Raw genomic sequence first — 17544 nt, 5'->3', positions numbered from 1 at the left:
ACAAGTATCGCACGGGGCGCGTTCGTGTTGAAGTCCTTCGATGTGTACAGTTTAGCTTCGAACTTTAGCTTCTAAGTCTTCGGTCCTAAGGGCTGAGGACTCCTACCTGATTGAGGTGAACGTGACCAGGGCGATGGGCGCAGCGATGCGCCGGATCCACGTGGGCAACGCACTCAGCGCGTTCGGGCTCGGTTTCACCGTCCCCTACCTGTACGTCTATGTGGCGCAGGTGCGGGGGCTGGGGGCCATGACGGCGGGGCTGGTGCTCGCCGTCTTCGCCGTCGCCGCGCTGATCGTGCTGCCGTTCGCCGGCCGGGCGATCGTGCGGCGCGGTCCACTGCCGGTCCTGCTCGCCGCCCTGGTCACCGCCGCGCTGGGCGCGCTGGGCCTGGGGCTGGCCGGCACCGCCGCCGCCGTACTGGCCGCCGCGGTCGCGCTCGGGGCCGGGCAGGCCGTGATGCAGCCCGCGCTGGCGACGATGATCGTGGACTGCTCGACCGCGCAGACGCGGTCACGGGCGTTCGCCACGCAGTTCTTCCTGCAGAACCTCGGGCTCGGCGTGGGCGGTCTGATCGGCGGGCATCTCGTCGACACGACGCGGGTCTCCTCCTTCACCCTGCTGTTCGGCATCGAGTCGGCGATGTTCCTGCTGCTGGCCGCGGTGATGTCGACGGTGCGGCTGCCGCGGGCCCCTCGCGTCGAAGGCGCTCCGCAGTCCGCGCGGGGCAGCTGGAAGCAGCTGCTCGGCAACCGGGCCATGGTGCAGCTGTGTGTGCTGGGCTTCGTGCTGTTCTTCGCCTGCTACGGGCAGTTCGAGTCCGGGCTGAGCGCGTACGGGGTCGAGGCCGTGGGCATCTCGACGTCCGCGCTCGGGACGGCTCTGGCCGCCAACACGGCGATGATCGTGGTGGCGCAGTTCGCCGTGCTGAAGTTCGTGGAGCGCCAGAAGCGGTCGCGGGTGATCGCGGCGGTGGGGCTGCTCTGGGCCGTGGCGTGGATCGTGGCGGGGTACGCCGGGCTCGGGCACGGCAGCCGGGCGATGGCGACGGCCGCGTTCGTGTCGACGTACGCGCTGTTCGGGCTGGGGGAGGCCATGCTGTCGCCGACGCTCGCGCCGCTGGTGGCCGATCTGGCTCCGGCGGGCCTGGCGGGGCAGTACAACTCGGCGTTCGCCCTGGTGAAGCAGCTCGCGCTGGCCGTGGGGCCGGCGGTGGGCGGGCCGATGGGGGCTTCGCTGCACGCGCCGTACATCGTGACGTTCCTGCTGTTCTCGCTGGGGATCACCTACCTCGCGCTGCGGTTGGGGCGGCAGCTGACCGCCGTCCAGGACCAGCCGTGGCTGGTGCGCAAGCGGGTGGTGGCCCGGGGTGGGGCCGCCGTGCAGCCCGTGGCCGCACAGGCCTGACGCGCTTCGGGCGGGTCGCGCACGCCGCGCAGGGAGAGGCGGCCGTCGTTCTCCGGACGACGGCCGCCTCTCCTTTTTCGTGCGCTCAGCGGACCGCGGTCACGAGGGTCGCCGTGAAGGGGAAGGTCGTCGTCGACGGGGGGAGCTGGGCGCGGATCGTCTCGGCGGCCCGGGTGAGGGCCTCGTCGCCCGCGGTGTCGACGAGCGTCTGGCCCCAGGGGATCGAGGAGAGGTGGCCGGCGATGTAGTCGTCCAGTGGGGGAAGGTCGATGGCGAAGGTGAGGTCTCGGCGGGCCGTGGAACGAAAGCCCGCTCGGTCGAGGGCGGCGGTCACGCGGTCCGCGGCGTGGAAGGCGGCCCGGAAGCCCGCCGCGGCTTCCTGGCCGTCGTACCGCTCGAGTGTCCGGTACTGCGCCATGAAGTACGGGGAGTCGTCCAGCCGGGCCCAGAGCGTGGCGGCGAAGCGGCCGCCGGGGCGGGTGACCCGGGCCGTCTCCGTCAGGGCGGCGTCGAGGTCGGGGAAGAACTGGGCTCCCTGCTGGCAGAGGACGGCGTCGAAGGTCGCGTCGGGGTAGGGCAGGTCGTCGGCGGGGGCGGCGGTGAACTCGATGTCCGGGTAGAGGCGCGGGTGGCACGCCTGGGCGATCTTGAGCATGGCCTCGTTGAGGTCGGCGCCGGCGACCCTGCCGGTGGGCCCCGCCTGTGCGGCGGCGGCGCGGGCCGCGAAGCCGGTGCCGCAGGCGAGGTCGAGGACGGTGGCGCCGGGGAAGAGGTCCGCGGCGTCCACGAGTGCGGTGACGAAGGGCGCCATGAGGGGCGCGACGTAGTGTTCGTAGCGCTCGGGGGCGCTTCCCTTGAGGTGAAAGCCCGTTGCGTCTGCCATGCAGAGCTAGTAGCACCGGGGGGCGTGTTCGCCTAGGTGCCGCGCGCGGGGGATCGTGTGTTCGGCCGTTTTCCGCGCGCTGTCATCCCGTCGTCCCTGACTGGTCATTCCGTCGGTTTCGGCAGGACGAACTCGCACCAGACCGCCTTTCCGCCGCCCGGGGTGCGTCTGCTGCCCCAGTGGGAGGCGATGGTGGCGACGATCGCGATGCCGCGGCCGGACTCGTCTCCCGGTTCCGCGCGGCGTTGGCGCGGCAGGTGGTCGTCGCCGTCGGTGACCTCGATGATCAGGCGGCGGTCGGTGCGGCGCAGCCTGAGTCGCATGGGCGGGATGCCGTGCTGGAGCGAGTTGGCGACCAGTTCGCTGGTGGCGAGGACGCCCAGATCGTGCAGGTCGGCGGGGAAGCGCCAGCTGGTGAGGACGCCCGAGGCGAAGGCACGCGCGCGTGGGGCCGCTTCGACTCCGCCGAGAAGCTCCAGGGCCGCGTTGCGGAACAGTTCTCCGTCCGGTCCGGTGCGGGCGGGGTGCTGGAGGACGAGGACGGCGACGTCGTCGTCGTGGTCGGCGGTGACGCCCGCCGAGCGGACGAGGCGGTCGCAGACGACCTGGGGCGTGCCGGTGGCGCCGGCCAGGGCGCGCTCCAGGGCGGCGATGCCTTCGTCCAGGTCCTCGTTGCGGCGCTCCACCAGGCCGTCGGTGTAGAGGACGGCCGTCGAGCCGGGGCCGAGCGGGATCGAGCCGGAGGCGTGCATCCAGCCGCCGGTGCCGAGGGGCGGGCCGGTGGGCTCGTCGGCGCGCAGGACGGTGCCGTTGTCGTCGCGGACGAGAATGGGCAGATGGCCCGCGGAGGCGTACACCAGCCGGCCCTCGTTGGGGTCGTGGATGGCGTACACGCAGGTGGCGATCTGGTTGGCGTCGATCTCCATGGCGAGGCCGTCGAGGAGCTGGAGCACCTCGTGCGGGGGCAGGTCGAGGCGGGCGTACGCGCGGACGGCCGTGCGGAGCTGCCCCATGACGGCGGCCGCGCGGACGCCCCGGCCCATCACGTCGCCGATGACGAGGGCGGTGCGGCCGCCGCCGAGGGTGATGACGTCGTACCAGTCGCCGCCGACCGCGGCTTCGGTGCCGCCGGGCTGGTAGGTGGCGGCGATGCGCAGGTCGTCGGGCTCTTCGAGGTCCTGGGGCAGAAGGGAGCGCTGGAGCGTGACGGCGGTCTCGCGCTGGCGGCGTTCGCTGGCCCTGAGGCGTTCGGCGGCCTCCGCGTGGTCGGTGACGTCGGTGGCGAAGATCAGGACCGCGCCTTCCCCGTTTTCCTCGGCGGCGGGGGTGCAGGTGAAGGTGTAGTGGCGGCCGTCGGGGGCTTTGCGCGACTTCAGGGTGCGGGGCTTGCCGCTGCGCAGGGCCTGGTCCAGCAGCGGCAAGAGGCCGAGGTCGCGGAGTTCGGGCAGAGCCTCGGCGGCGGGTTCGCCGCAGGGGCGTGCGCCGAAGGCCGCCGTGTAGGCGTCATTGACGTAGGCGAGGCGGTGGCCGGGGCCGTGGACGAGGGCCACCAGGGCGGGGACTCGGTCGAGGACCTCACGCACCGGAAGTTCGTCGACGGCGGGCACAGGGGGCGCGTCGGCGAGTTGTTCGGCGCGGGCCGCGGGCACGGAGCCCTCGCCGCGTCGGTCCGTGGCGGTGACCGGGTGCTCGGCCCGCGCGGCGGCGCGGCGCTGTGTTCCGGGGAGCCGGGCGCTCCAGCGCGTGAAGTTCACGAATCCTTGCCTCGTGTAGTCGTCGTCGGCCGGCTCCGGGCCCGGCCTGCTCCGGGGGCCGCGCGGCGGTGGCCGCACATTGTTGCAGCACCCGGGGTGTGGAGCTGGTGGGGACGGCCTGGTGGGTTCGGCGGGAGCCTGCGCCGGCCCGCCGGGGCTCTGGAAGGGGCGGTGAAGGGATTCGGAGGGGATGCGGAAGGGGGGCCGGGACGGTTCGGGAGCGGCTCGGGATGGGCTGGGGCGCTCGGGGTCGGACTATGAGCAGGGAGCAGTCTGGCAGTGTGGCCGCCGTCCGGGCCGACATTCGTCAGACGTGGGGGCGGCCGGTGGAGTTCCTGTTTCGGTCAGGACGACCCCTTCGGGTCGCCGGAAGACTCGTCAGAAGGCTTTCCACCGGCAGCGAGTTCGAACTCCGCGCGAGGATGTTCGAGTGATCCGAGTGAGACGATCTCCCGTTTGAAGAGTCCGGAGAGGGTCCACTCGGCGAGTACGCGCATCTTGCGGTTGACGGTGGGCACGCGGCTGAGGTGGTACGCACGGTGCATGAACCAGGCCGGGTAGCCCTTGAGCTTGCGTCCGTAGACGTGGGCGACGCCCTGGTGGAACCCCAGTGAGGCGACCGAGCCGACGTATTTGTGGGAGTACGTCTGCAGGGGTTCGCCGCGCAGGGAGCGCACGATGTTGTCGGCGAGGACCTTGGCCTGGCGGACGGCGTGCTGGGCGTTGGGCGCGGTCTCCCGGCCGGGCTCGTCGACGGTGACGTCGGGGACGGCCGCGGTGTCTCCGGCGGCCCACGCGTGCCGGACGCCGTCGACGGTCAGCTCGGGGGTGCATTTCAGCCGACCTCGTTCGCTGAGCGGGAGGTCGGTGGCGGCGAGGAGCGGGTGGGGTTTGACGCCGGCGGTCCACACGACCGTGCGGGTGGGGAAGCGGGCGCCGTCGCTGAGGACGGCGACGCGGTCGGCGCAGGAGTCCAGGCGGGTGTTCAGGCGGACGTCGATGTTGCGGCGGCGCAGTTCGCTGACCGTGTAGCGGCCCAGGTCGGCGCCGACCTCGGGCAGGATGCGGTCGGAGGCCTCGACCAGGATCCACTTCATGTCGTCGGGCTGGACGTTGTGGTAATAGCGCGTGGTGTACCGGGCCATGTCCTCCAGCTCGCCGAGTGCTTCCACGCCCGCGTAGCCGCCGCCGACGAAGACGAAGGTGAGGGCCGCGTCGCGGATGGCGGGGTCGCGGGTGGAGGAGGCGATGTCCATTTGTTCGATCACGTGGTTGCGCAGCCCGATCGCCTCTTCGACGGTCTTGAAGCCGATGGCGTGGTCGGCGAGCCCGGGGATGGGCAGGGTGCGGGAGACGGAGCCGGGCGCGAGGACGAGTTCGTCGTACGTCAGCTGCTGGGGACCCGCGCCCTCTTCCTCGGTGGCGAGGGTGGTGAGGGTGGCGGTGCGTTTGGCGTGGTCGACGGCGGTGACCTCGCCGACCACGACCCGGCAGTGGGGCAGGACGCGGCGCAGCGGCACGACGACGTGCCGGGGGGAGATGGACCCGGCGGCCGCCTCGGGGAGGAAGGGCTGGTAGGTCATGTACGGGTCGGGGGTGACGACCGTGATCTCGGCCTCGCCGCGGCCCAGTTCCTGTTTCAGCCTCCGCTGCAGCCGCAGGGCCGTGTACATCCCGACGTAGCCGCCGCCGACAACGAGAATGCGCGCACGTTCCTTCACCATCCCATGACGCACCCGGCGCTTGCGTTTGTCCACAGCCTCGACAATTTGTGTGACCGCGAGTCGGGTGGCCGAGGGGTTGGCCGAAACACCGGGATGCGGGACAGGTGTGCAGGTCAGGTGGTGTGCAGTGGGGGGCAGGAGGGGGCGCAATCGGGACGTATGCCGCCGGTACTCCGATCGGGGGTCGCCCCGTGCGGATCGCCCCCCTTCTGAATTGACTCTCTCTCAACTATGTTCGTGGGACGACGGGGTGTCAGGGGGAAGCGCTCTGCGGGTCTGCGACGGGCGGGCCCGGGGCGGCCGTCCCCTGTGTTCCACGCCCCGGCTTTCGATGGCGGGGAAAGTCTCCGGGGGGAGACGTCATTACCGGGGGATTATTCATGCACATGCAGAATTCGCATTGGTCGTCGACGGCGTCCACGTCGGCCCTCGCGCCCGGTGGCGCGGTCGGGACGGCACTGGGCGGCGGACGCGGAGAGGGCGCGCGGACAGCGCCGCTGCGCGTGGACGCACAGCGCAACCTGGAACACGTACTGCGGGCTGCACGCGAGGTGTTCGGCGAGCTGGGCTACGGCGCGCCGATGGAGGACGTGGCGCGGCGCGCGCGGGTCGGCGTCGGCACGGTGTACCGGCGCTTCCCCAGCAAGGACGTGCTGGTCCGGCGGATAGCCGAGGAGGAGACCGCCCGGCTGACGGACCAGGCGCGCGCTGCGCTCGGGCAGGAGGACGAGCCGTGGTCGGCGCTGTCGCGCTTCCTGCGGACGTCCGTGGCCTCCGGCGCCGGGCGGCTGCTGCCGCCGCAGGTACTGCGGGTCGGCGTCGCGGAGGACGACGTGGAGGGTCCGGCGGTCGGGTCGGCACGAGTGCCGCAGCAGCGGACCCAGCCGGGCTCCGGTGAGCTGCGGCTCGTCCCGGAGGACGGCGCGACGGCGGCTGCCGACGACCACGGCGCGACGGCGCTGCTCGAGGTCGTGGGCCGGCTCGTGGAGCGGGCGCGGGAGGCGGATGAACTGCGCGCCGACGTGTCCGTGTCGGACGTGCTGCTGGTGATCGCGACGGCGGCGCCCTCGCTGCCGGATCCGGCGCAGCAGGCGGCGGCTTCGGCGCGGCTGCTGGACATCCTGCTGGAGGGTCTGCGCTCACGGCCTTCCTGACTCGTGAGGGTGACGGGTTGCGGGGGTCCCGAGCGGGCCCCCGCGCCCCGTTCACCACGGCCGGCGGACCGGGGTTCCACGGCTTTCGGCCCGAACTGCCCTGCACGGCAAGGAGGTTGCACCTCCCTCGTGGAGGGGTGAGGCCGGGTGCCGGGCTGCGGAGGAATCCCCGTGGACGAGTGGTCGGCCCGTCCGACGAGGTCCCGGCCGAAAGCCGATATGGCACTCTGACCCGGTGGTCGGGACGGGTGGGGCAGGCGGCGGGAGTCTTCCGCGATGAGCGTTGACGGTCCGGACGAACAGGTGCCGAGCCAAGGGGGACGCGCGAGCGGCCCGGCGGGCGAGCCCGCGGCGTCCCCGCCCGGTCACGCTTTCGAGGGCAGGGTTCCGGCCCAGCGGGAGTGGCGTGCCGACGGCGGCGTCCTGCCGCCGCCGAGGGATCTACCGCCCGCCGACGCCGACCTGATCGCCCGGATGCGCTCGGGCGACGACACGGCCTACGAGGAGCTCTACCGGCGCCACGCCGACGCCGTGCGCCGCTACGCCCGCACCTGCTGCCGGGACGCGCACACCGCCGACGACCTCACCGCCGAGGTGTTCGCCCGCATGCTCCAGGCGGTGCGCGGCGGCTCCGGACCCGAGTACGCCGTCCGCGCCTACCTCCTCACCTGCGTGCGGCGGGTGGCCGCCGGCTGGACGCGGTCCGCGAAGCGGGAACAACTCGTGGGCGACTTCGCGGTGTTCGCCGCTCGGTCCGCCCGTGCCTCGGAGATGTCGGACGATGCCGCACTCGCCCCGGGCGCCGACGTCCGCGCGATGCACGAGGCCGAGCAGTCCATGGCCATGCAGGCCTTCCGCTCCCTTCCCGAGCGCTGGCAGGCCGTGCTGTGGCACACCGAGGTCGAGGACGAGTCGCCGAGCGAGGTCGCCGTGCTCTTCGGCCTCGACGCCAACGGCACCCGGGTGCTCGCCAGCCGGGCCCGCGAAGGCCTGAAGCAGGCCTATCTCCAGGCCCATGTCAGCTCCACGCTCACCAGCGACGAGGAGTGCGCCGGCTACGCCGACCAGCTCGGCACCCACGCCCGTCGCCGACTGCGCACCCGCGCCGAACGGGGGCTGCGCAAGCACCTGGAGGAGTGCTCCAGGTGCCGGCTGGCGGCGTTGCAGATCGAGGAAGTGGCCGGCGGCATCCCCGCCGTGGTGCCGGTCGCGGTCATCGGCTGGTTCGGCGCGGCCGGCTACGCCAAGGCTCTCGCGCTCCTCGCCGGCGGCGCCGGAGCGGGGGCGGCGGGCGCGGCCGCGGCAGGCGGTTCCTCGGGCGGAGCGGGCGCCGGGGGCGGCGCACTGGCCTCGGAGGGGCTCGGCGCACCCGTGAAGGCGGGTGTCGCGGCCGGCGTGGTCGCGGTGGCGGCCGCCGCGGTGGCCCTCGCGCTCGTCGGCCACGACGCGCCCGTCCGGCAGCCCGAGGCACGGCCTGCGGCCTCCGCCTCCGCGCCGGTCGCGCAGCCCGGGCAGCCGACGCCCGCACCGCCGCGCGCACCGACGCGCGCGCGGCGGCCCGAGCCGCAACCGCGGGTGATCGTGCCGACCGCCGCACCGACACCGACGGCCGCCTCCGAGGCGCGGCCCACCCCGGCGCCGGCACCCACGCCCAGCCCGCCTCCCCCGGCCTCACCGGAGCCGACGCCCCCCGCTCCGACGCCCACCCGGACGCCCGTGCCCGGTCCCGTGCCCGCTCCTGCACCCGCCCAGGTCGTCCATCCGCTGGGCGAGCTGCCCTTCGACGTCGTCGGCGACGGGGCCGGGCCCGAGATCCGGCTCCGCGGCAGCAGCTGGGTGTGGCGGCGGCACGCGCTGTCCGTGGCGGACCGGCGGTACGCGGGCGGGGTGACCGTACACGGCGGTTCCTCCGTCACCGTCGACCTCCATCGCGCGTGCACCGCGTACGACGCACTGGTCGGCCTCGACGACCTGACGCTCGGACTCGGCGGGGTCGCCTTCTCCGTCTACGGCGACGGGACCCGGCTCTGGTCGTCCGGGGAGGTCAGGGGCGGCGCCCCGGCCGTCCCCGTCCATGTGGACCTCGTCGGCCGGACGACCGTGCGACTGGTCGTCGAGCCGCGCGACGCCCTGGGCTCGGTGGCCCTCGCGGACTGGGCGGATTCCAGGTTCACCTGCGCGTAGGCGCCTGGGTGCCCGCGGTGTCCCCGGCGTCCGCCGGGTCGGCGGGCGGGGTGCCGGACGGGTCGGCGGGCGGGGTGCCCGTCGGGTCGCCGGGCGGGTCGTCAGGCAGGCCGGCGGACGGGATCGGGTGGTCGTGGACGGCCGCCGTGATCTCGCGCAGGGCGTCGTCGGCCGTCATGTGGGACGCGCGGGCGCACTCGGCCGCATGGCGCTCGGCGCCCAGGGCCTCCCGGATCGCGGCCTCGGTGCGTTCGGCACAGGTGTCCTGCGGGGTGGGCCGCGGGTGGGGACCGCGCAGACGGTCGGCTGCCGCGAGGAGCCGCGCCGCACGCGCAAAGTCGCCGAGCCGGGCCAGCAGGTCCGCCGCATCGTCCACGATCGACGACGTGACCGCCTCGGCGCACTGGTCGGCCATCGCCTGCCGCAGCGTGTCGGCGAGCATCGGCAGGGCGTGCCGCGGCCCGGCCTCGACGGCCGTGAGGTCCGCGTCGAGCATGCTCAGCGCCGCCGCGAACTGGGGTGGCGGCGTCCCCGCGCCGGCCGCCGCCCGGCCCCGGTCGCAGAGCACGCGCGCGCGGGCCGCGTCCTCCTCCACGTACAGCGCGATGTGGGAGCGCAGCAGCAGGACGAAGGCACGGACGTCCGGCACGCCGTAGCGGTCGGCGGCGCTGCTCGCCTCGTCCAGGGTGGCCAGGGCGCCGTCCACGTCCCCCGAGCGGTAGGCGATCTCCGCGAGCCGGGCGATGAGGAACGGGGTCTCGGCGTACGCCCCGACCTCGTATGCGAGCCGCAGCGCCTCGCGGTACTCCTGCTCCGCCTCCGTGAAACGACTGCGCGCCATCTCGGCCTCGGCGGCCGCGCCGCACACCTGGGCCCGCATCCAGCGGTCGCCGACGCGCAGGCTCAGCACGCGCAGCTCCGCCAGGTCGTCGTCGACGCCGTGCAGCCCGCCGGGAGAGTCGACGACCATGTGCGTGCGGAACATCAGGGCGCAGCCGAGCTCCCAGTCGCCGCCGTACAGGCGGCAGTTCTCGACCGCCCGGTCGAGGATTCCCCGGACGTCCACCGTGTCCCGCATCTGGAAGGCCGTGACCGGCCAGATGAGGCCGGGCATGCGCGCCGCCTGCGGACCGCCCGGCTCGTAGCGGGCGCGCAGGCGGGCCAGGTACTCCGGATAGCGCGGATCCGTCGAGGTGTCGGTCGGCTCGGACTCGGACAGCAGGAACAGATGCAGCATCCGCAGGTTCGTCCGCTGCGCGGACCGGGGGTGGTCGTCACCTCCGGCAGCGTCCCCGGCAGCACCCTCGCCGTCGGGCTCGGCGAGGAAGACTCCGACGGGGTCGACGGCGGCCATCCGGGCCGCGAGGTCGGCGGCAAGGCCCGGGGCGACGGCGGAGGGCTCGGCTTCCCGAGCGGCGGAGGTCTCCGTCCCCGGCGGCCGGACGGAGTCCAGGACCGCGCCGAGGCGCAGGGTCCGGTCGGTCCACTCCGCGCCCTCGTGGCGGTAGTTGCGCAGCCACCAGAACCAGCCCGCGGCGAGGCAGAGGGCGGTGGCCTCCTCCTCGTCGCCCGCCGTGAGTGAACGGTCCAGTCCCACGCGGATGTTGTCGAACTCGGTCTCCAGACGGGCGATCCAGGAGAGCTGTTCGGCGGAACGGAGCAACGGGTCGGCTCGCTCGACCAGCGAACGCACCCACGCGCGGTGTCGTCGCTCCGTCGCCGCGCGCGACCGCGGCTGCTCGGCGGCGCGTTCCAGGGCGTACTCGTGGATCGTCTCCAGCATCCGGTAGCGCATGCCGTCGCCGTCCTGCACGGCGTGCGGGGCGGCCACGACCAGGGACTTGTCGACGAGCGCTCCGACGAGCTCCGCGACCGGGCCGGTGCACACGGCCTCGGCCGCCTCCAGGTCCCAGCCGCCCGCGAAGACGGACAGTTCGCGCAGCAGGGTTCGCTCGGGTTCGTCGAGCAGGTCCCAGGACCAGTCGACGACCGCCCGCAGGGTCTGCTGACGGGGCAGGACCGTGCGGCTGCCGGAGGTGAGCAGCCGGAAGCGGTCGTCGAGACGGTCGGCGATCTGTCGCGGGGTGAGCAACCGCAGGCGGGCGGCCGCCAGTTCGATGGCGAGCGGCAGACCGTCCAGCCGTCGGCAGATCTCCGCGATCGCCTCCTCGTTGCGCAGGGCGGTCGCCGCGTCCGGGCGGACGGCGGCCGCGCGCTCGGTGAAGAGTCGGTGCGCGTGGTCGGGGAGGAGGGGCTCGACCGGGCGGACCGACTCGCCGGGCACTCCCAGGGGTTCACGGCTGGTGGCGAGGATCGTGAGCCCGGGGCAGCGGGTGAGGAGGGTCTCGGCGAGGTCGGCGGCCGCGCCGATGACATGTTCGCAGTTGTCAAGGATCAGGAGATGGCTGCGCGGGGCGCAGTACTCGACGAGCAGGGCGACCGGGTCGTCCTGGGGCGCCAGTTCCGTGGTCATCAGCACGGTCTCGCGCAGGCCGAGGGCGCTGACCACCGCGCCGGGCACCGCCTCCGGCCGGTCGAGCGGCGCCAGCTCGACCAGCCACGCCTGCGGAAGCCCGGCGGCGGCTTCTTCGGCGAGACGGGTCTTTCCGGAGCCGCCCGGCCCGGTGAGCGTGACGAGACGGGCCCTGTGCACATCGGAACGGATGGCGGCGATCTCGGGTTCCCGGCCCACGAAGGAGGTAAGCCGCGGACGGATGTTGCCGGTGCGTTCGGGAAGCCCGGATGGGAGCGCGGGGTGCGGCGCACGCGGCCGGCCCCGCCCGGGGCCGGCCCCGGGGGTTCCCCCGGGACGCTCTGGATGGGGGGAGCCATGAGGTGGGAAGGACGGCGCCGGTCCTGGGCGGGCGGCCGACTCCGGACGGAGGGCGTGCTCCGGGCGGAAGGGACGCTCCGGGCTGCGGGAGTGCTCCGAGCGGACGGCGTGCTCGGGGTGAGGAGCCGGTCGCAGGTCATGGCTCGGCTCCGGACCGCCGCTCGGCCCCGGACCACGGCCGGGCTCTTGGCCACGGCCGGGCTCCGCACCACGGCCGCGCTCCGCACCGGCGCTCGGGTTGGCAACACCGCTCGGCTTCGCGCCGTGGCCGGGCTCCCCGTCGTCCAGGTCGAGGAGTTCGGCGTGCAGGGCGCGCAGGTGGGGGCCGGGGTCGGTGCCGAGGCCGTCGGCGAGGGTGCGGCGGGCGGTCTCGTAGGCGGCGAGGGCCTCGGCGGCGCGGCCGGAGTCGCGCAGGGCCCGGATCAGGAGCGCGTGCAGCGGTTCGTCGTAAGGATGCGCTGCGGTCAGTTCCCTCAGGCGGGGCACCGCCTCGCGGGCGCGGCCGAGGAGCAGGTCCGCCTCGAGGCGGGTGCGGGCAGCTTCCAGACGGAGGGCTTCCGGACGGGCGGCGGGCGTGCGGTCGGGCAGGTCGGCGAGCGCCCGGCCTCGCCACAGGGCGAGGGCGTCGTCGAGGGATCCGGCGGCGGCGGAGGCGTCGCCCCGCCGCAGGGCTTCGACGCCCTGTCGGACCAGTCGCTCGAAGACGAAGAGGTCGACGTCGTCCTCGGTGGCGGCGAGCCGGTATCCGCCCGGAGCGGAGGTCACGGCGTCCCTGCCGACGGCGCGGCGCAGCCGGCCGATCAGGGCTTGGAGAGCGGCGGGCGCGTCCTGGGGCGGCGTCCGCGGCCAGACCTCGTCGATGAGGGTCTCCGGGGCGGTGAGGCGGCCGGGGCGGAGGGCCAGGGCGGTGAGAAGGGCGCGGAGGCGGGCCCCGGACAGGGGGACGGCGACGCCCTGGTCGTCCTCGGTCTGGGTGACGCCCAGGATTCTGTACCGCACCGGGTCATTGTCGTCCGGAGCGAGGTGTGGGGCACGCGATTTCGCGACGCGAGGACAACAGCGTCCCGCGCCTCGCGGCTCCGCGCCCGGCGAGGTGCGGCGACAGCACTCGTCGTCCCTCCGGAGGAGACCGCCCGTCCCCCGAGGAAGAACGTCCGTCACCCCCCGGAGGAGACCGGCCCGTCACCCTCCGGAGGAGACCGCCCGCCTCTGAGGAGCGATGCCCGCGGGCACCGCACGCGCGCGTGCCGGGGTGCCGGTCCAGCAGGTGCCCCGGCGGGAGAGCAGCCGGCGCAGCCAGATCTCCAGCGAGATCAGGTCGGCGAGGCCGTCCAGCGGGAGGGGCTCGCCCGCCGCCGCCGCGCGCAGGGCCCTGCGGACCACCCGGGCCTCGATCAGCCCCGCTTCCGCGAGCAGCGGGGCCTCGAAGAGGCCGAGGAGCGGGTCTATGGCCATGCGCAGACCCGCCCGGGCGGCGGCGGACGCGGACGCCTGCGAGGGGGCGCCCCAGCCGGGCGGCAGGTCGGTGACGCCCGCGCCCTTGAGGACGGTGCGCAGGATCGCGGCGCGCGCCCCGGGTTGCACGCGCAGGGTCTCGGGGAGCGCCCGGCAGGCCCGGACGACCTGGTTGTCGAGGAACGGCGCGTGCAGTCGCTGGGAGCGGATCTCCGCGGCCTGTTCCAGAACCCGCAGGTCCATGGCGTGCCGGGTGAGGGCCGCACGCGCGCGGTAGTCGCCCGGACGCTGGCCGGGTCCCACGCCGGTGCGGTGCGCGGCACTCTGCAGGCGAACCGATACTTCAGCGAGCGCCTCGCCTGTCAGCCAGCGTGCGGCGGGGCCTGCTCCGCCCCACGTCAGGGCCGCCAGGGACGCTTCGAGCGCGCCGCCGGAGTCGTCGGAGCCGAACCTGCGGTGCAGCAGCCGTTCGGCGAGACCCTCCACGCCCGCGCGGTACGGCGTGCGGGCCAGCCGGCGGGCCGCGCCGTACACGCGCGCGGGGACGAGCACGGAGCCGTCGGCCTTGGTGAGCGCGGCCATGGGCCGCACGAGGTGGCGGCGTTTCCGGTCCATCAGCAGGTCGGCCAGGCGGGCCGGGTGGGCGTCCAGGACCTGGCGGGCGCCGTAGCCGGTGAAGTGGTCCGCGCTGCCCGCCGCGAGCCGGGCGCGGTGCCGGGCGACCGTGACCAGGCTCGGGCCGGGTTCGTCGGTCAGCGGACCGTCCATGTCGGCGTACGGCAGGGTCTCCTCGGCGCCCGCCGCCACCACGTGGTGCAGGCGGGGGCTTGCCGCGAGGGCGCCGGCCCGCTGCAGTTCGTCCTCGCCTCCGCCGACGGCCAGGTCGTTGAAGGTGACGGCCAGCAGCCGCTCGCCCGCGCCGGTGCCGTGGCCGAGCAGCGTGCCGGGCATGCCGGGCAGGCCCGCCGCGAGGAGTGCCAGCGTGCCGGAGGCCGGTCCGCCGGAGAGGTCGGCGCCGATGCCGGGCATCGGCATCCCGCGCGCGGCACGCCGTTCGGCGGGGCCCATGCCGGGCACCGGGCCGGGATCGATGTCGGGAACGTGGCGGGGCGCGGACAGACGCGCGCGTACCGCTTCGACGAGCGCGTCCCGCACGGCGTCGACCGCGCTGTCGGGGTCGGCCGGCGGCGCCGCCACGGCGAGCGAGGCCACCGGCTCGTACCCGACGATCTCGCGCGCCCCGGCGCGCAGGATCAGCGCGTGCCCCGGCGGCACACGTCGCACACCGTCGTACGGAGTGGAGTCGTGCAGGGCCGCGGGTACGTCGGGAGCTGCGAGCAGGGCCGCCAGGTGGCCGAAGTCGAGGTTGGCCTCGACGAGATCGGCCAGCGGCAGCGCGGCCGTGGCGTACGCGGTGCCGCCCTCCCAGGGGGTGTGGAACACCGGGCGCACGCCCGCCAGATCGCCGCAGACGGTGAGGCGCCGGCCGACCCGCACGATCGCCGTGTAGCTGCCCGGCCAGGCCGTCAGATGCCGAAGTGCCCCTCCGCGCGCGGCGGACAGCCCGACGCGCAGCTGCTCGTCGGTCGCGCCGCACGTGCCGAGCACCGCGATCCGGTTCTGCGCGTCGGCGGACACCACCCGCACCTCGTCGGGGCGCCAGTCGCCGACAGCCCACAGCGGATCGGGGTCGCCCCACAAGAGATGGGAGCCGACCGGCTGCAACGTCTCGCCCTCGTAGCCGACTTGGCCCCCGTACGCCGCATCGGCGTCGTGCCGGCCGTCGTAGCCGACGGACCCGCCCGACGTGCCCGCGGCGGTGCTGCTCCATCCCACCAACCACCGCATCGACGCCTCCACAGGCTGTGGACAACCGAGTGCACCGCAAGAACGGTTCACCATGCTGCCACGAAGAACGCGCCACAGACGGAGGCGACGCCACTCGCGATCGGTGGAATGCGCCTGTGTGAAGACGTCGGCACCGACCGGTGCGCTGGTGCGCACCCCGGTGTCTGCGACGTGAATGCGCCCCCGTACGCTCCCCCAGAACGCCGTGTGCGCCCTCGATTTCCGTGGTGAGAGGCGTTGTCCCGCACGGAACCCAGGGTCGATTTTCGGCCAAATCCCGTGGCCGTGGCCCGTGTTGGAGGCCTTTCGCGCAGGCTCCCGCAACGCTCCGTGCACGCGCGTGCCCTTGCAAAGCCGCGCCGGTCCGGGAGGCGGAAGGCGCCTCCCGGACCGCTTCCGCCACCCGCGGGGATGTAGGCGGCGGTGTCCCCCAGCCCACTGGATCCAGTACAGCGGGCCGACCCACGCACGACCCATGGAACCGCTCCCCCGATGGCCGGAGAAGAGCGCACGGCCGGGCGCACGGCCACATGGGCGGGAGCACGCCGCGACGGTCCGTACCTGGCCCCGCACTTCCGTACCGACCACAATCCCGCCAACCGGAAGAATGCCCCTTAACGCTTGGGATGCGGCGAACTACGCTGGGTTTACGAATGCCGCATGGTTATGCCAGCGCGGCAGCCGTCTGTGTCGAGGGGTGGCGCAATGTCCAGGGAGCAACGCGGGCCGAACGAAAAACTCGGCGCCGTTCTCGCCCTCGCGGGAATCAGCAACGCAGGACTCGCCCGACGCGTCAACGACCTTGGCGCTCAACGCGGGTTGACTCTTCGCTACGACAAGACGTCCGTGGCGCGCTGGGTGTCGAAGGGCATGGTGCCGCAGGGTGCCGCGCCCCACCTCATCGCGGCCGCCATCGGTCAGAAGCTCGGCCGTCCGGTGCCACTCCACGAGATCGGCCTGGCGGACGCGGATCCCGCTCCCGAGGTGGGCCTCGCCTTCCCCAGGGACGTCGGCCAGGCCGTGCGCTCGGCCACCGACCTCTACCGCCTCGATCTCGCGGGCCGCCGGGCCGGCTCGGGAGGCATCTGGCAGTCGCTGGCCGGATCGTTCGCAGTAAGCGCGTACGCAACGCCCGCCTCACGATGGCTGATAACCCCGGCCGACAGTTCGGTCGCCCGCGACGTACATCTGCTGGAAGGGTCCGGCGCACCGCTCAAAGTCGGCCACAGTGACGTGCAGAAGCTGCGAGAGGCCGCCGAGGACGCCAGACGCTGGGACTCCAAGTACGGCGGCGGCGACTGGCGTTCGTCGATGGTCCCGGAGTGCCTGCGGGTGGAGGCGGCGCCGCTGCTGCTCGGCTCGTACTCCGACGAGGTCGGCCGGGCTCTGTTCGGCGCCAGCGCCGAACTGACGCGACTGGCCGGGTGGATGGCCTTCGACACCGGTCAGCAGGAGGCCGCGCAGCGGTACTACATCCAGGCGCTACGGCTGGCCCGCGCGGCGGCCGACGTGCCCCTCGGGGGTTACGTCCTGGCCTCCATGTCCCTCCAGGCGACCTACCGCGGCTTCGGCGACGAGGGCGTCGACCTCGCGCAGGCGGCACTGGAGCGCAACCGGGGGCTGGCCACCGCCCGCACCATGAGTTTCTTCCGGCTGGTGGAGGCACGCGCACACGCACGCGCGGGGGACGCGCATGCCGCCGGCGCGGCGCTGAAGGCGTCCGAGGGCTGGCTGGAGCGGTCCCGCGACGGCGACCACGATCCGTCCTGGCTGGGCTTCTACTCCTACGACCGGTTCGCCGCCGACGCCGCCGAGTGCTACCGCGACCTGAAGGCGCCGCGCCAGGTACGCAGATTCACCGAGCAGGCGCTGTCGCAGCCGACGGAGGAGTTCGTGCGCTCGCACGGACTGCGGCTCGTCGTCTCGGCGGTCGCCGAACTGGAGTCGGGCAACCTCGACGCGGCCTGCGAACAGGGCGTGCGGGCGGTGGAGGTGGCCGGCCGCATCTCGTCCGCCCGGACCACGGAGTACGTCAAGGACCTGCTGCACCGGCTGGAGCCCTACGGCGACGAGCCGCGGGTGGTGGAGCTGCGGGAGAGGGCGCGGCCGTTACTCATGACCCCCGCCTGAGCGCTGCGCGCGGAGCGGGGGTCCTGGTCGGTCGCGCCCGGCCGTGACTTCGGTCACGGTCACTCGGTGCGTTTCCGGCGCTTTCAGCCGATTTGATCCGTGGGCGCGTGGGGGTCGGCCGCGCGAGTTCCCGGGCTACCGAGGAGTACCGGCCCGCGTCGGGTTTGAAGAGAT

At 74.0% G+C, this 17544-nt stretch carries 9 protein-coding genes; 4 read left to right on the top strand and 5 right to left on the bottom strand.

Annotated features, from left to right (window positions below; translation table 11 throughout):
• Positions 1–121: 121 nt before the first annotated feature.
• Entirely contained in the window at positions 122–1405 is a 1284-nt protein-coding gene (locus C6376_RS10955; protein ID WP_254076363.1) for an MFS transporter, read from the top strand.
• 85 nt (positions 1406–1490) lie between these two features.
• Here the strand turns inward: C6376_RS10955 and C6376_RS10950 are convergent, their stop codons facing one another.
• The 3 genes from C6376_RS10950 to C6376_RS10940 form a co-directional block, all read right to left on the bottom strand.
• The gene (locus tag C6376_RS10950) at positions 1491–2288 is read right to left on the bottom strand and encodes a class I SAM-dependent methyltransferase (protein WP_107443246.1); all 798 of its coding nucleotides are present in this window, start codon (positions 2286–2288) and stop codon (positions 1491–1493) included.
• 104 nt (positions 2289–2392) lie between these two features.
• Complete coding sequence (locus C6376_RS10945; RefSeq protein ID WP_107443245.1) at positions 2393–4042, bottom strand: SpoIIE family protein phosphatase; 1650 nt, start codon at positions 4040–4042, stop codon at positions 2393–2395.
• 344 nt (positions 4043–4386) lie between these two features.
• On the bottom strand, positions 4387–5766 hold the full coding sequence (locus tag C6376_RS10940; RefSeq protein ID WP_107443244.1) for an NAD(P)/FAD-dependent oxidoreductase: 1380 nt from the start codon (positions 5764–5766) through the stop codon (positions 4387–4389).
• Positions 5767–6146: 380 nt separating this feature from the next.
• Between C6376_RS10940 and C6376_RS10935 the strand changes: the two genes are divergently transcribed.
• Both C6376_RS10935 and C6376_RS10930 read left to right on the top strand, forming a co-directional pair.
• On the top strand, positions 6147–6920 hold the full coding sequence (locus C6376_RS10935) for a TetR/AcrR family transcriptional regulator (protein ID WP_107443243.1): 774 nt from the start codon (positions 6147–6149) through the stop codon (positions 6918–6920).
• A 276-nt stretch (positions 6921–7196) separates the two neighbouring features.
• Complete coding sequence (locus C6376_RS10930) at positions 7197–9104, top strand: sigma-70 family RNA polymerase sigma factor (protein WP_107443242.1); 1908 nt, start codon at positions 7197–7199, stop codon at positions 9102–9104.
• Here C6376_RS10930 and C6376_RS10925 read toward each other — a convergent pair.
• Together C6376_RS10925 and C6376_RS10920 are read right to left on the bottom strand one after the other, a co-directional pair.
• The gene (locus C6376_RS10925; protein WP_107443241.1) at positions 9091–12936 is read right to left on the bottom strand and encodes a BTAD domain-containing putative transcriptional regulator; all 3846 of its coding nucleotides are present in this window, start codon (positions 12934–12936) and stop codon (positions 9091–9093) included. The two genes, C6376_RS10930 and C6376_RS10925, sit on opposite strands and share 14 nt — an antisense overlap.
• A 183-nt stretch (positions 12937–13119) precedes the next feature.
• On the bottom strand, positions 13120–15240 hold the full coding sequence (locus C6376_RS10920; RefSeq protein WP_107443240.1) for an asparagine synthase-related protein: 2121 nt from the start codon (positions 15238–15240) through the stop codon (positions 13120–13122).
• 705 nt (positions 15241–15945) lie between these two features.
• On the opposite strand from C6376_RS10920, the gene C6376_RS10915 reads away from it, so the two are divergent.
• Positions 15946–17370 carry an MFS transporter gene (locus C6376_RS10915; RefSeq protein ID WP_107443239.1) on the top strand — a complete coding sequence of 475 codons (1425 nt, stop codon included), beginning with the start codon at positions 15946–15948 and terminating at the stop codon, positions 17368–17370.
• The last annotated feature ends 174 nt before the right edge of the window (positions 17371–17544 follow it).

Origin of the sequence: Streptomyces sp. P3, from assembly GCF_003032475.1 — a bacterium.
Classification (GTDB): Bacteria; Actinomycetota; Actinomycetes; order Streptomycetales; family Streptomycetaceae; genus Streptomyces.
Note: the sequence above shows the minus strand (reverse complement) of the source record. Positions and strands in the feature narration are given on the sequence as shown.